The 13947-nt window shown below is 69.2% G+C and carries 11 protein-coding genes; 7 read left to right on the forward strand and 4 right to left on the reverse strand.

What is annotated here, in order from left to right; genetic code table 11:
- Positions 1-33 precede the first annotated feature (33 nt).
- The 4 genes from ACFYWS_RS18485 to ACFYWS_RS18500 all read left to right on the forward strand — a co-directional run bounded on the left by ACFYWS_RS18485 (position 34) and on the right by ACFYWS_RS18500 (position 4867).
- A complete protein-coding gene (locus ACFYWS_RS18485) occupies positions 34-1032 on the forward strand; it encodes a hypothetical protein (protein ID WP_389277141.1) in 999 nt (332 codons plus the stop codon).
- 693 nt (positions 1033-1725) lie between these two features.
- Positions 1726-3051 (forward strand): ABC transporter substrate-binding protein, encoded by a 1326-nt coding sequence (locus ACFYWS_RS18490; RefSeq protein ID WP_389277144.1) that lies wholly within the window; start codon positions 1726-1728, stop codon positions 3049-3051.
- A gap of 17 nt (positions 3052-3068) precedes the next feature.
- Positions 3069-3965 (forward strand): carbohydrate ABC transporter permease, encoded by an 897-nt coding sequence (locus tag ACFYWS_RS18495; RefSeq protein WP_389277147.1) that lies wholly within the window; start codon positions 3069-3071, stop codon positions 3963-3965.
- Positions 3962-4867, forward strand: coding sequence for a carbohydrate ABC transporter permease (locus ACFYWS_RS18500; RefSeq protein ID WP_389277150.1), 906 nt, complete (start codon positions 3962-3964; stop codon positions 4865-4867). The genes ACFYWS_RS18495 and ACFYWS_RS18500 overlap by 4 nt, the downstream gene beginning before the upstream one ends.
- Before the next feature lie 57 nt (positions 4868-4924).
- On the opposite strand, the gene ACFYWS_RS18505 is transcribed toward ACFYWS_RS18500, so the two are convergent.
- Entirely contained in the window at positions 4925-5131 is a 207-nt protein-coding gene (locus tag ACFYWS_RS18505; protein WP_389277153.1) for a hypothetical protein, read from the reverse strand.
- A 343-nt stretch (positions 5132-5474) separates the two neighbouring features.
- On the opposite strand from ACFYWS_RS18505, the gene ACFYWS_RS18510 reads away from it, so the two are divergent.
- Together ACFYWS_RS18510 and ACFYWS_RS18515 are read left to right on the forward strand one after the other, a co-directional pair.
- Positions 5475-8657 (forward strand): glycosyl hydrolase, encoded by a 3183-nt coding sequence (locus ACFYWS_RS18510; RefSeq protein WP_389277156.1) that lies wholly within the window; start codon positions 5475-5477, stop codon positions 8655-8657.
- A 135-nt stretch (positions 8658-8792) separates the two neighbouring features.
- Positions 8793-9320, forward strand: a complete 528-nt coding sequence (locus ACFYWS_RS18515) for a GNAT family N-acetyltransferase (RefSeq protein WP_389277391.1) — start codon at positions 8793-8795, stop codon at positions 9318-9320.
- Between the two features lie 32 nt (positions 9321-9352).
- Here the strand turns inward: ACFYWS_RS18515 and ACFYWS_RS18520 are convergent, their stop codons facing one another.
- Both ACFYWS_RS18520 and ACFYWS_RS18525 read right to left on the reverse strand, forming a co-directional pair.
- Positions 9353-10780 (reverse strand): sugar porter family MFS transporter, encoded by a 1428-nt coding sequence (locus ACFYWS_RS18520; RefSeq protein ID WP_389277159.1) that lies wholly within the window; start codon positions 10778-10780, stop codon positions 9353-9355.
- Complete coding sequence (locus tag ACFYWS_RS18525; RefSeq protein ID WP_389277162.1) at positions 10773-11654, reverse strand: phytanoyl-CoA dioxygenase family protein; 882 nt, start codon at positions 11652-11654, stop codon at positions 10773-10775. The genes ACFYWS_RS18520 and ACFYWS_RS18525 overlap by 8 nt, the downstream gene beginning before the upstream one ends.
- Positions 11655-11837: 183 nt before the next feature.
- On the opposite strand from ACFYWS_RS18525, the gene ACFYWS_RS18530 reads away from it, so the two are divergent.
- Entirely contained in the window at positions 11838-12857 is a 1020-nt protein-coding gene (locus ACFYWS_RS18530; RefSeq protein ID WP_389277165.1) for a LacI family DNA-binding transcriptional regulator, read from the forward strand.
- Between the two features lie 39 nt (positions 12858-12896).
- Here the strand turns inward: ACFYWS_RS18530 and ACFYWS_RS18535 are convergent, their stop codons facing one another.
- Positions 12897-13946, reverse strand: a complete 1050-nt coding sequence (locus ACFYWS_RS18535) for an aldo/keto reductase (RefSeq protein ID WP_389277168.1) — start codon at positions 13944-13946, stop codon at positions 12897-12899.
- Position 13947: the final 1 nt, after the last annotated feature.

The raw sequence follows: 13947 nt of genomic DNA on the forward strand, positions 1-13947 counted from the left end.
TCCATACGGGCACCCAGAGGAGAGGTCCACACCGTGGCCACGTTCCCGCCGCAGGCGCTTCCCACCCACCGCACACCGGAACTCGTCGTCGCACCGACCTGGCGCAGCGGCGACTGGAACAGTCACGGCGTGGACTGTCCCTTCGTTTTCCGCAAGGAGGGCCGCCTCGGGATGACCATGGTCGGCTGGGACGGCATCGGGTACCAGACGGGCCTGAGCTGGTTCGAGGGCGGCCGGTGGGCGCCGCCCCGGCTGATCTTCGCGCGGGACGCCTCCTCCGCCCACCGGCGGCACAACGCGGCGCTCACCTCGATCCTGCGCGACGAGCAACTCCTCGGCGACGGCGAGCTGTTGTCCGTCGACGGCTGGTACTACGGCACGTACCACGCCTATCCCGACGCCGGCTACGAGAGCGGGTCCGCCGTCATCGGGACCGTCCGCTCGCGCGACCTCCTGCACTGGGAGGAGTACGGCGAGCTGCTGCACCCCGAGGACGGGGGCGCCTGGGAGCGCGGCGGTCTGTACAAGTCGTGGCTGCTGCGGCACGGGGGGAAGTACTGGCTCTTCTACAACGCCAAGGACCGCTCCGAGGGGCGCTGGGTGGAGCAGACCGGCGCGGCCGTCTCCGACGACCTGGTCCGGTGGCGGCGGGTCGGCGCCGAGCCGCTGCTCCCGCACGGCGGAGCGGACGCGCCGGACGCGCGCTTCGCCTCGGACCCGTGTGTGCTGCGCGCACCGGACGGCACATGGGTCATGTTCTACTTCGGCCTCGCCGCGGACGGCCACGCACGGGAGTTGGCCGCCACGTCCGACGACCTTGTCACGTGGCTGAAGAGCGGGGACGTCCTCGTCGATGTGGGCCGCCCCGGCACGCTGGACGACTGGCACGCGCACAAGCCCGCGGTCATCCGCAACGGGGGCCGACTGGAGCACTATTACTGCGCGGTCGGCCGGCTCGGCAGCCCCAGGCTCATCGGCGACTACGCCCAACCCGAGCGCCGGGGCATCGGCATGGCCTGGTCGGCGGTGTGACAGGCGGCGGGCGACAGGGGACGATCGTTCGGGCATGCAGCGTCCGGGTCGCCAACGCCCGGTCTCCGGCGGCTCGTTCGCGGGGCCAGTCCTGTCGTGCATGTGATGGGGCCCTTCCGGTCGTGCGATCGACACCAAACCCGAGGGACGACGGCGACATCGAGGCATGCCGACCGCGACCGCCACCGCGAACTTGAATCGCTTCATCCCGTGGCATCCTGCGACTCGGGCGCGCACCCGTCAAGGGCGCGCACCGCTTGCGACAACAGGGCGGCCCGCACCCGGCCGCCTTCTTTCCCGCGCTCGTCGCACACATGACCAGGCCGGGCCATCTCCACGAACTCCCAGGCCAGAACGGCGTGGTGGTGGACGCGCCGACCACCCTCGGCCGCACACCGCAGGGCGGCCTTCGGAAAATATCGATGTCGGCTTCCTTGTGCTGGCACGTCGAGGCATCTAGCGTCTCGGCACGCGGCCGACTGCGCGACGATCTCACCGAGCCCGCGCATCTCAGGACCGCGCGGCCGCACCCCACTCCGCATCTGAGCCACCCGGGACATCTCGCGCACAACAGAGAATCGGCCTGGTCGACGCAGTCCGGAGCCGCGACCACCGGTCGCATCCGCCGCACCTCGCCCCCCTCCCCGCCCCGGACGCTCCGGCCCACCCGAGTCTCACTCTGGAGTACGCGACATGTTTGACACGTTCCAAGGCGGCCGTCGGTGCTCGGTTCGGCGGGCCCTGTCCGCCGGCATCGTTCTCGCCCTCACCGTCACGGGCTGTGGCGCCACGGCCGGCGGCTCGGTGGGCAGTCAGACGCCCTCCGCCTTCACGTTCCTGTCCGCCACCGAGAACCCTCAGGTGGCCGATGAGCTCAAGAGCCTGGCGGCGGGCCCGTGCAAGGCGCAGGACACCGCGCTCCCTCTGAAGATCCAGACCCTGCCGCAGGCCGAGGTGAACAACCGGGTGACCTTGCTGGCGAGCCAGAAGGCCCTGCCCGTCATGTTCATCAGCCCGACCGAACAGGCCAAGGAGGGCGGCGACATGAACCAGGCGGGCGCCCTCGTCGACCTGTCCAGGGAAATGGAGCGGCTCGGCGTCCGGGACGATCTCCTGCCCGCGGCGACGGACGTCGCCGAGGCCGCGTACGGCTCGGTCGTCTCGCTCCCGTTCCAGTACAACATCGAGGGCTTCTGGTACAACAAGGCCCTCTTCCGCAAGGCCGGCATCACGGTCCCGACCACGTGGTCCGGGTTCCTCAAGGCCGCGGACCGGCTCAAGAGCCGCGGCGTCCAGCCGCTCACCGCGTCGGGTGCCCAGCCCTGGACGATCACCCGGTATCTCAGCACCTATCTGGCACGCACCGTGGGCGTGAAGGCCCTCGAACAGGTCAAGGAAGGCAAGGCCCGGCTGACCGACCCCCGGTACGTGCGGGCCGCGCGGCAGCTCGCCGCCCTGGGCACGTCCAAGTTCTTCGGTGACGGCGTCACCTCACGTGACTACAACTCGATGATGCAGGACTTCTTCGGCGGCACGGCCGCCATGATGTACCAGAGCAGCTCGGTCCTCGCGAACGTCTACGACACCAAGACCAACACGGTCGGCAGGGGCGACGTCGGCTTCTTCCCCTTCCCCGCCGTCAGCGGGGGCAAGGGACACATCACCGACTACCCGTCCACAACTGGAACGGTCACCGCCCTCTCGGCGGTGCAGTTCAACGGCGAGGTCGGCGACTGGGTCTCCTGCATCGCGCGGAACTACGGCAGCAGCCTGCTGAATCACCAGGGCGCCATCTCCGGGTTCAGGCGCAACCAGCCGGTCAAGGAGTCCCGCCCGCTGGTGCGGGACATCCTGCGCCGCATGCAGCAGACCACCGGCTCCTTCCCGTGGTTCGAGGCGCAGTTCTCCCAGCGGTTCGCCGACCTGGCGACCCTGTACGCGCCGTATCTGCTCGACGGAAGCATGTCGCCCAGCACCTACATGAAGAAGCTTCAGAACTCTCTCGACGCCGGCCGCTGAACGGGGAACGCATCGCCATGCACAACATTCTCGGCGACAAGAAGACCATCGCGATTCTTCTCGCCCCCGCCCTCCTTCTCTACACGCTCATCAAGGTCGTTCCCATCGCCTGGTCGCTCGGCCTGACCTTCTTCGACGGGAACGTCCTGCGGGGTATCCACCCGGTGGGACTCAAGAACTTCAGCCGGCTGCTGCACGACGATGTGTTCTGGCAATCGGTCGGCTTCACCCTCAAGTACGCCGCCGTGGCGACGGTCTTGCAGGTCGTGGCGGGCTACGCCCTGGCCCTGCTGTACGTGTTCGCGCTCAAGCGGTCCTCGCTGATCGTGCGCACGGTCTGCTTCTTCCCCGTCATCCTGCCGACGGTCGCGGTGTCGCTGCTGTTCAAGCAGATCTTCGCCATCCACCCCGAGCCCGGACCGGTCAACGCGATCATCGAGTTCTTCGGCGGCACGAGCGTGGACTGGTTCGCCGGTGGCGAGAGCACCTTCTGGGTTCTGATCACCATGGACGTGTGGCGGTCGATGGGCTTCTTCGCGGTGCTGCTGTTCGCCGGCCTCGTCGACATCCCTGACGAGCTCATCGAGTCGGCCCGCCTGGACGGTGCCACGGGCCTGCGGCTCATCCGGCACATCGTGGTCCCGCTGTCGCTGCCGGTGCTGCTCTCCGCCGTCGTCTTCGCGATCAACTCCACCATCAAGGTCTTCGACGCCGTCGTCGCCCTCACCAATGGTGGTCCGGGCTTCGAGACCACACCGCTCACCCTGTACATGTTCCGCACCACGTTCACCTACAACGAGTACGGCTACGGCAGCACCTTGGCCCTCGCTCTCACGTGCCTGGCGTTCCTCGTCACGCTCGCGGTGTTCCGGTGGTCGCGGCGCGACATCACAGCACCGGAGGCCAAGGCATGACCACCGTGACCACCCTGCGCCGTCCCACGGCGGCCACTCCTCCTCCGGCGCGGCGCCGCCACCGGCCGAGCGCGACCGCAGCGTTGCGGAGGCTGCCACTGCGGCTGCTGGTGGGCCTCCTGATCGTGGTCGAGGCCGGCCCGATGGTGTGGATGCTGCTCAGTTCGTTCAAGTCGCAGAACGCCATCGTCAGCGGCGGGGTGTTCAGCCTGCCGTCCTCCCTGGAGTGGTCCAACTACAGCGAGGCGTGGCTCACCGGGGACTTCGCGCACAACGTGTGGATCTCCGTTCTCGTGACGTTCCCGGCGCTTCTTCTGCTGCTGCTCTTCGGAGCCGCCGCCGGATTCGCCCTGGAGATCATGGTGTGGAAACGGCGCAACAGCACCCTGCTCTATTTCGTCGCGGGCATCATGGTGCCCGCGCAGATGCTGCTGGTCCCGTTGTTCCTCGCCTATTTCCGGCTGGGGCTCACCCAGACGGTGTGGCCGTTCATCCTCACGTACTCGGCCATGGGCCTGCCGCTCACCGTGTTCATGATGGCCGCGTACTTCCGGGCGCTGCCGCGCGAGGTCTTCGAGTCCGCGACGCTGGACGGCGCGAGCATGCTGCGCTGCTTCTTCTCGATCGCGCTTCCGATGTCGTCCAACGCACTCATCACGCTGGGCCTCGTGGAGTTCTTCTCCATCTGGAACGACCTGCTGATCGCGCTGACCTTCGTCACGAATCCCAAGCTCGCCACGGTCCAGGTCGGCCTGCTGAACTTCAGCGGCGAGTTCGGGCAGACAGCCTACGGGCCGCTCTTCGCGGCGATCTGCATGAACGTGCTGGGGACTCTGGTGATCTTCCTCGTGCTGAACCAGCGCATCATGAAAGGCATGGTCTCCGGCGCCGTCAAGGGGTGAGGCGCCGCGCCCGCTCGTGCAGGCGTGGAGAGGTCGTTCCCGTGCCGGGTGGCGTTCCTACTCCACCAGGGAGAGGGCGAGCGCCACCACGATCAGCCCGCTCGCCAGCCCGACGAGCACGAGGCGCAGCGCCGCCTCGCGGTTGCGCCTACGTTCGGAGTCGTCGCGCTCGCAGGCGGTCCGCCCGTTTCCGAGCGCGGGTGAATCGAGCCAGTACGGATCGGTCGGCTCGGCCTGTTCCTCGGCGCGCACGGTGTCGCTCATACCGGGGAAACGACACTGCGCCGCACGCGGGCGCGGACCTGCCCGAACCGTTATGGCGCCCTCACCGAATGGTCACAGTCCGGCGGCGGCGGTTCCCTCTGCTCGCTGGTTCGCCGCCTGACGATTGAAAGCGTTCAATCACTGCCGCGCCGCTTCTTGCCGCGCCCTCAAGTACGCACGTAGGCACCGGATTTCCCGCACGGCATCGGGAAATCCTGTCCACCTCATTGACGCCCCGCAGCCCCACCCATACCGTCCGCCTAAATCGATTCACCTACGCTGCGAGGTCATCGTGATCAGTAGAAGGAGCGTCCTGACAGGGACCGCCGCCGTCCTGGGAGTCGTGGCAACAGGGCCCCTCGGGTCCCTGCCCGCAGCCAGTGCCACCGCCGCTGCCGCCGCGGGTGGCGCGTACGCCTTCGCCGACCGGATGCGGCAGGCGTACCTCGGTGTCGGCGTCGAGTTCCGGCCCGAGGTGCGGTGGTGGCTGGCCGAAGGGCTGAACACGGATGCCACGTTGCGCGGGAACGTCAAGCAGATCTCCGATCTCGGCTTCGGCGCCGCGGAGTTCCTCGCCATGCCGGAGGAGGGCGCGGACGACAAGACCTACGGCTGGGGCTCCGACGAGTGGACGCACGACTCGCGGCTCGTGATCGAAGAGGCCACGGCGCGCGGGCTCGGCTTCAGCCTGACCAGCGGTACGCACTGGGCGACGGCCAACCTCCCCGACACGTTCACCTGGGACGGCGCGGCGTTCGACTACGACAACAAGGCGGCGTCGAAGGAACTCGACTACGCCACCGTACTGTTGGACTCCGGTGAGGCGTTCGAGGGTGCGCTGCCGCGTGCCGTGAAGCCGAAGGAGTCGGCGGACTCGAAGGAGAACGTCTTCGAGGGAGTCGTCGCCGCGAGGGTCGTCGAGCCCCGCACCGACAGCGGCCAGGCCCCCGGGTACGGACAGGGCACCGGCACCGGCAAGCTCGAATTCGGCTCCCTCACCGACCTCTCCGACAAGGTCGTACGGGACGGCGACACGTACACACTGAACTGGACGGCCCCGGACGACGGCCAGTACGCCCTCTTCGTCTACTGGATGCACGGCACCGGCGAGATCTTCGATCCCTCGACCAGCAAGAACTACACCATCAACTACGTCGACCGGTACGGCATCGACGCTCTCAAGGACTACTGGGAGGCGAATGTCCTCACTCCCGAGCTGAAGGAGACGATGTGGCGCAACGGCCGCGGCGAGATCTACATGGACTCCCTGGAGCTCGCCAGTTATGGCGCGGCAGGTGTGCTGTGGGGCCACCACTTCAAGGACGAGTTCCGCTCGCGGCGCGGCTACGACGTGACTCCGTACCTCCCGATCGTGTCCTGGGACAAGACGCGGCACGACTCCGGCACACCACCGCGGTTCGACTACGCCGTCGCGCGCGACGCGGACACCGCCCGTGTCCAGAAGATCCGCAACGACGTCAACCAGACGTTCTCCGAGCTCTACGAGGAGAACGTGCTGAAGCCGCTTCAGGCCTGGCTCCACGGGCTCGGCATGACGCTCAGGGCCGAGCCGTCGTACGGGATGGTGTACGAGATCTCGACGCCCGCGAAGTACCTCGACGGTGTCGAGACGGAGACGTTCGCGCAGAACGGTGACCTCGATGTCTACCGCGGCATGCTCGGCTCCGCGCACATGTACGGCCGCCCGTTCTCCAGCGAGACCGGCGCCGTCGGCGGCCACAACTACTACTACGACATGGACTACTGGACGCGGATCGCCTATCTGCAGTTCGCGGGAGGCGTCAACCGCACGGTGTTCCACGGCTATTCGGCCATCGAGGGGTCCGAGGCGGACACCCACTGGCCGGGGCACGAAGGCATGTACTCGTTCTTCTCCGAGCGGTTCGGGGGCCGTCAGCCGGCGTCGATGATGTACCCGGAGTGGACCGAGATGCTCGGCCGCGTCCAGAAGGTGCTGCGGCAGGGCAAGCCGCGCCGGGACATCGCGATCCTCAGAACGGACAACGCGTTCATCTCCTACGGCCAGCCGCGCGCCAACACCCCGGCCGAGAACAGCTACTTCATGAACGACAAGCCGTACTTCTGGCGCGATCTCGCACTGCAGCACGCCGGTTACACCTACGACTACTTCTCCCCGCAGCTCCTGGAGGACACGGCGAACGTCCGGTGGACTCGGGACGAGCTGCAGCCGGACGGGCCGGGCTATCAGGCCGTCATCCTGTACCAGGACTCACTGGAACTCTCCGCCGCCAAGCGGCTGTTGGCGATCGCCAAGGGCGGGCTTCCGGTGCTGTTCGTCAACAACACCTCCGAGATCAGGTCGCACGAGGGGCCCGAGATCGCGTACGAGAAGGCCGCCTCGACCACCCGGTTCGCGCAGGACAGCGAGGAGGAGCTGGGCCGGGTCGTCGCCCGCATCAAGGCGCTGCGCAATGTCGCCGAGGTCGACCGGGCCGAGGACGCCCTCGCGGCGCTGAAGAAGCTCGGCGTCGAGCCGCGGGTCGCCTACGCCTCGCCGAACGACACGATCATGACGATCTCCCGGCTCGACGAGAAGACGAACGTCCTTTACACCTTCGCCTACAACTTCAAGTTCGAGAAGAACAAGGGCAAGGCCGCCACCGCCTTCACCCTTTCCATGGCGGCGCGGGGCAAGCCGCACACCATCGACGCCTGGACGGGGGCCATCGAGCCGGTAGGTGCCTACGACGTCAGCGGCGGGCGCACGAACATCGAGCTGTCACTGAAGCCCGGCGAGGCCGCCGTCATCACGCTCGACCTCAAGGATCGCGCCCGGCGCACCCACGCGGTCGCCACCACGGCGGACCGGGTCGTCGAGGACGGGGCGCGGATGTCCGTCCTGGCCACCCGGGGCGGCACGTACACCACCACGTTGAGCAACGGCCGCAAGGCGCGCAGCCACGTGCGGGTTCCCGACCCGATACCGCTCGAACGCTGGGACATCACCGTCCAGGACTGGAACGAGGGCGAGCGCAAGGTCAACACCGAGAGCAAGTTCGGCCACGAGACGAAGGAGGTGTACTACACGACGAAGAAGACGGACCTGTCCTTCCCCGACAGCCGGCTCGTGCCGTGGAAGGACCTACCGGCGACGGACGAGCAGCTGTCGCGGCTCGCGGGCGACGACCCGTCGATGTCACACGTCTCCGGCATCGGCACGTACGAGACGACGTTCCGGCTCCCGCGCAGCTGGAGCAAGGCCAACGGCGCGTACCTGCGCATCGGTTCGACCAACGGCGACCAGGCCCGCGTCCTCGTCAACGGCCGCCGAGCGGCCGGGCTCGACCTTCGCAGCCTTCAGGTCGACATCTCGGACCTGCTGCGCGCGGACGGCGAGAACACGGTCGAGATCATCGTCGCGACGACACTCACCAACCGCCTCCTCCAGCGCGGCTACGAGACGCAGGGCGGGACGCAGGACTACGGATTGACCGGCGATGTGTCGATCGTGCCGTACACCGTCGCGGAGGTGTCCGCCGGCTGACGTAACGATCACGGCACTTCGGCTGTCAGTGGCCCCGCGGCGCCGCACGATGAGCACATGTCGGACGCCACTGACCGCCGAAGAGGCACACACACGACGTACGTGACGCGGCTCGGCTCCATCGCGCTGGAGCACATGGACGGGGCCGCGGCCGTGCGGGCCGAGGGCGCCTTCAAGCTGGTCTACGCCGAGGCGTTCGCCGGCCCTCCGTACGACGAGTCCGAGGACGACGTCGACGCCGCCTTCCGCCGCTTCCCCGTCCAAGCTCGGAAGCCCGGCTTCCGCGCCGCCCTCGCCCGGACCGAGGACGGCGAGCCGGTCGGCATGGCGTACGGACACGCACTCGGCCCCGACGCGGTGTGGTGGGACGAACTGACCGAGCCGGTGTCCGACGACATGCGGCGCGAGGACGGGCAGCGCACCTTCGGGCTCATGGAACTCGCGGTGCGCGACGCGTGGCGCGGGCGGGGTGTCGCACGGCGTCTGCACTCGATGCTGCTCGACGGCGTCGGAGCCGAGCGGGTGCTGCTGAACGTGCACCCGGCGAGCGGGGCGGCACCGGCCGCCTACCGCTCGTGGGGATACCGCAAGATCGGCGAGGCCAGGCCGGGAGGCCGGGCAGCCGTCGACCTGCATGACGTGATGCTGCTCGGCCTGCGGTGAGGCGGGCCTGCGGGCGGCCGTCCCACCGTCTCTCAGCCCTCCTCCAGCGCCTTCCGGAACGGCAGCGGGCTGTGCAGTGCCTGTTCGATGCGTTCCAGTGAACGCCCCTTGGTCTCCGGCACCTTCAGGGCGACGAAGGCGATGCAGGCCACGTTCATCAGCGCGTAGAAGAAGAATGTGCCGGAGCGGCCGATGGTGTTGATCGCGGTCAGGGCGGTCATGGCGATGAGGAGGTCGAAGCCCCACAGGCAGACCGTCGCCAGGCTGGTGGCTTGGCCGCGGACGCTGAGCGGCAGGATCTCCGGGCCGATGAGCCAGACGACGGCCTGCATGCCGACACCGTTGAACAGGATGTAGGCGAACAGCGCGATGATGACGGTCCAGCGCTGGGTGGCGGAGTCGCCGAGGACGCCGAAGGCGAGCGCGAGGACGGTCATCGCCAGGGCGGAGCCGGGCAGGAACCACAGGATCGTGCGGCGCCGGCCCGTCTTGTCGACGGCGATGGCGCCCACCACTCCGGCCACGACGAGCATCGTGCCGATGCCGATGCCCGTGAGGAGGGCCACCGAGTCCCCGAAGCCGGCGTCGGCCAGGATCGTGGGCGCGTAGTAGACGATCGCGTTGATCCCGGTGAGCTGCGAGAACGCGGCGATGCCCACGGCGATCAGCAGCGCGGGGCGCAGCCAGCGCTGCCCGAGGCTCCGCCAACTGCCGCCGCCCGCCGGCGCGTTGGCGGTGACGGCCGTGATCTCCGCCGCCTCGGCCGCGACGTCCGTCCCTGCCGGGCGCAGCCGCCCGAGTGTGCGCAGCGCCGCTTCGGTGCGGCCGTTCTCGATCAGCCAGCGGGGGCTTTCGGGCAGGAAGGTCATGCCGATCGCCAGGGCCGCGGCCGGGATGACGGCGAGGCCGAACATCACCCGCCAGCCTCCGCTGTCGTTCAGCGCCCAGCCGCATACGTAGGCGATGAGCTGGCCGATGGCGACCATGAGCTGGAAGACGACCATCAGCCGGCCGCGGATCGCGGGCGGGGACAGTTCGGCGATGTAGACCGGCACCATGTTGGACGCGCCGCCCACCGCGAGGCCCAGTACGAAACGGGCTGCGATCAGTGTCGCCACGCCGGGCGCGAGGGCGGCCGCGATCGCTCCCAGGGCGAAGATCACCGCGACGGCGGCGACCACCCTGCGGCGTCCGTGCCGGACGGCGGCGCGGCCCGAGACGACGGCGCCGACCATCGCCCCGAGGAGGATGACGCTGACCACGATCTCCTGCTCGCGCGAGCTCAGGTCGAGGTCGTCCCGGAGGTGGAGCAGGGCGCCGGAGATGATGCCGGTGTCGTACCCGAAGAGCAGGCCGCCCAGCGCCGAGACGGCGGCGACGGCGTAGACCAGCGCGGGGGTACGCACCTTGCCGGTGCCCTGGTCGGGGCTCCGCGTGGCCAGCGTGGTGGGCTCAGGCATCGCCCATGACCAGGCCCTCGATGGTGTGCTTCTGGGTGACGGGCGTCAGTTCGTCGACGACCGGGCAGTCGAGGTGGCGGCGCACGCGCTCGGGCAGCGTCTCCCAGTACGCGTGGGTGACGGCGGTGTCGTGCCGGTCGCCGTTGGTGGCTTCGGGCCCATCGATGCCGAGGATCAGCACCGGCCGGGAGGTGGCCGACTCGTTCTTGGTGCCCCGGTGGATGGTGAGCGCGGTGCGGGCCGAGATGTCGCCGCGCTGCGGGTACTTGCGTACGGCGCGCTCCTCGTAGCGGGCGTAGTGCTCGCGGGGCGGGAACATGCCGTGCTCGAAGTCGGGTTCGTCGTCCCACTGGGTGCCGGGGGCGATCTCGAAGGGACCCATGTCCTCCTTCGTGTCGACGGCGGTGACGTTGAACGCGAGGGAGGTCAGACGGCGTTCGGTGCGGGTCTCGTCCGGGATGGGGAAGTCGCGGTGCCAGGGCTGGTTGACGGCGCCCTCCAGCGGTACGTCGAAGCCGAGTTCCACGATGCGGTAGTCGGGGCCGAGTGCGGCCGTGGCCACCGAACGCACCCAGGGGTGGTCGACCAGGTCGACGAAGCCGCGCAGCTGTTCGGGGTGGATCTCGACGTAGTAGCGGTTCGGTCCGCGGCCCACGGCGCCGCCGGGCCGGGCGCGCGCCTCTTCGTAGGCCGCCTCGATGTCCTCGCGCAGCCGGTCGGCCCACTCGGCGGTGAAGGCGCCCTTCCGTGCGGTGATGCCGTCGGTGTACAGGTTCTCGACATCCACGGACACGTCGACATCGAGCTCGGCGGGAACGACGCCGGGGAATGCGCCTCCGGGAGATACGACGCCGGTCGAAGCGTGCACAGCCATCCTTGCCTCCTTGCAAGCAGAACTTTCGCGAACAACATTGCATCGATGTATGCAACGTTGCAATACCCTTCTGGAAAGCAATTTCGAGACGACGGGCCGGTGCGGGCCACCGCAGGCGTGACGCGAGTACGACGGCGGCCACGCGCCTCAAGTGCCACACGGGCCGCGTGAAAGGATGAGCCGGTGAGCAGCCGTCTGAAGGATGTGGCCGCGCGGGCCGGGGTCTCCGTGCGCACGGTGTCGAACGTCGTCAGCGGCTCCGCCGCGGTGGCCGCCGAGACCCGGCAGCGCGTGGAGGAAGTCATCGAGGAGCTGGGCTACCGGCCCAATCTGGCCGCGCGGAGCCTGCGGGCGGGCCGCACCGGGATCATCGGCCTGGCCATCCCCGAGCTGCACTCCCCCTACTTCGGCGAACTCGCGGGCCTGCTCGTGGAAGAGGCCCAGCGCCGCTCCTGGACCGTGGTGATCGACCAGACCCGCGGCGACGCCGACGCCGAGCGCCGACTGCTCACGCGCAGCGGCGGACGCGTGGTCGACGGGCTCATCATCAGCCCGTGGGCACTGGACCCGGCCGAGCTGACCGAACTCGCCGCCACCGCCGCTCCGGTGGTCCCGCTCGTCCTGCTGGGCGAGCGCAGCCCGCGCGGCGCCCTGGACCGGGTCGCCGTGGACAACGTCGCCGCCGCCGACGACGCCACCACCCACCTCGTGCGTCTCGGCCGACGGCGGATCGCCGCCATCGGCCTCCAGCCGCACCTGCAGAACGGGACGGCGCAGCAGCGCGCGCAGGGCTACCACCGGGCACTGGAGCGGGCAGGGCTCCCCCGCCCAGCTGACGCTCTGCAACGCACCGTCGCCGCGCTTCACCGCGCGGACGGCGCCCGCGCCATGGCCGAACTGCTCGACGGCCCCGAGCCCCCGGACGCGGTCTTCGCCTTCAGTGACGAACTCGCCCTGGGCGCCCTGCACTTGGCCCACGAGCGAGGGCTGCGGGTGCCGGAGGACATGGCGATCGTCGGCTTCGACGACATCGAGGACGGGCGCTACAGTCATCCCCCGCTGACCACGATCGCCCCCGACAAGCACCAGATCGCCCTGCGCTCACTGCAGTGCCTGGCCGACCGCATATACAGCCCCGACAACGCCGTGCCCGCACAGGATCTGACGGTGTCTCACCGGTTGGTGGTGCGGGGGACGGCGTGAGGCGAAAGCAGCCCCAAGTCCTGGACTGCGGGCGGTGTTTCACATCACCGGGACGACCGGTCCGTCGAGGAGGCTCCGGTCTCCGTCCGTACCGTGGGCCAGCGCGGCGGACACGTCGTCGTGCGGGGCGCCGAGCCGGATCGCGCTGACCTCGTCCAGTTTCTGGTAGTGGTGCGGGGCGAGTTCGACGTTCAGGGCGTCGAGGTAGCCCTCCAGGTGGGCCGGGGTGCGGGGTCCCACGATGGGGAGCAGCGAGGTCCGGGCCCGCGCCGCGCGCTCACGGAGCCAGGCCAGTGCGACCTGGACCGGTCCTGTGCCCAGCTCATCGGCCACGGCGAGGACGGCGTCGAGCACGGCGGTGCGCCGGTCGCCACCCTCGCCGTCCACTGTGGCCCGCGCGCTGAGGCGCCCCTGCTCGCCGCGACGGTACTTTCCGGTCAACAGGCCGCCGGCCAGCGGTGAGTAGAGGACGACGCCCAGTCCGTGCGCCTCGGCCATCGGGAGGAGTTCTCGTTCCGCGGAGCGTTCGGCCAGGCTGTACTCGGTCTGGACGCCGACCAACGGCATCCGGCCGCTCAGCTCCGATCTGACGGCGGCGCCCGCCACCCGCCAGGCCGGGAAGTTCGACAGCCCGCCGTAGCGGATCTTGCCCGCCCGGATCAGGTCCTCGAAGGCGGCCAGGATCTCCGGCAGCGGGGTGACCCCGTCGGGAAAGTGCGGCATAAGGACATCGACGTAGTCGGTCCCCAGCCGCCGCAGGCTCTCCTCCAGGGACCGGACCATGGTCTTGCGGCTGTTGCCCGTGGTGCCGGGGCGGACCTGGGCATCCCTGCTTCCGCTGTACTTGGTGATCACGACGTAGTCGTCGCGCTCGCGGCCCAGCAGCTCGCCGAGGACGGTCTCGGCCTCGCCGTTCTGGTAGATGTTCGAGACGTCGAAGGTGGTGCCGCCGGCCGCCACGAACGAGTCGAAGATCGCCCTGGCCCCCTCCACCCCTGCCGCGGCCGGAGCCGAGCCGAAGTTGGCCGTGCCCAGCACGTATTCCGACACCCGTAGGCCGCTGTGCCGTCCGAAGGTCCGGTAGCGCATG

Origin of the sequence: Streptomyces sp. NPDC002795 (genome assembly GCF_042888725.1) — a bacterium.
Taxonomy (GTDB): Bacteria; Actinomycetota; Actinomycetes; order Streptomycetales; family Streptomycetaceae; genus Streptomyces.